Origin of the sequence: Vreelandella olivaria (assembly GCF_023507745.1) — a bacterium.
In the GTDB taxonomy this organism is placed as follows: domain Bacteria; phylum Pseudomonadota; class Gammaproteobacteria; order Pseudomonadales; family Halomonadaceae; genus Vreelandella; species Vreelandella olivaria_A.
The window spans coordinates 1-609 of sequence record NZ_JALPZO010000079.1 but is presented as its reverse complement, the minus strand read 5'-3'; the positions used below and the strand labels follow the sequence as shown (position 1 = coordinate 609).

Genomic DNA, 609 nt, shown 5'->3' with positions numbered 1-609 from the left:
CGATCACGTCTTCCCAGGGCACCAGCACCGTGCGGCGCTCACGCTTAAAGAGCCGACAGATGGCATCGTAGATGGGCGGGTAAACAAACAAAAAAGCCATGGAGCCGATATGCATCAGCGTCAGGCCGATCGGAAAGCCCTCCCGAGCGCCGCGTAGCCACTCGCCAACTTCAATAATCCCCATGCCGCCAGGGATTCCAGCGGCGGTGCCAACCGTAGAGATCAACCAAAGATTTTGCGGCGCGGGTAGCCAGAAGCGGCCGGGGGGTTCCACCACAAAGGCCACTTCGCGGCGCTGGCGATTCAGGCGAATAGGCGCGGTGCGCGTCAGTACCAAGTTTGCCGCCATAATGCCAGCAAAGAAAACGAACAGGAAAGTGAAATACAGCCCCCCCCCCATACGGCGACAAGCTGGGGATCAGGAGGGAACCATCCCCCAAGCGCTGCCCATATAAAAAGGAAAATCCCCATTATCGCCACAAACAACCCGCTAAGCATATGCCCTGCCGTCATCAGGCTATCGGGGCTGGCGCCCTGACGAATATCCATGCTGACCTCATCATGGCGCACATCGATATGCGCCACGTCCACCGCGTACTCGCTCTCGGT

The 609-nt window shown here is 58.8% G+C and carries 2 pseudogenes; both read right to left on the bottom strand.

Annotated elements, in window-relative coordinates:
• Positions 1-337 (bottom strand): annotated as a pseudogene (locus HP566_RS06760) (hypothetical protein); the annotation flags it as partial.
• Positions 328-609: pseudogene (locus HP566_RS06755) on the bottom strand (hypothetical protein); the annotation flags it as partial. The pseudogenes HP566_RS06760 and HP566_RS06755, both read right to left, overlap by 10 nt.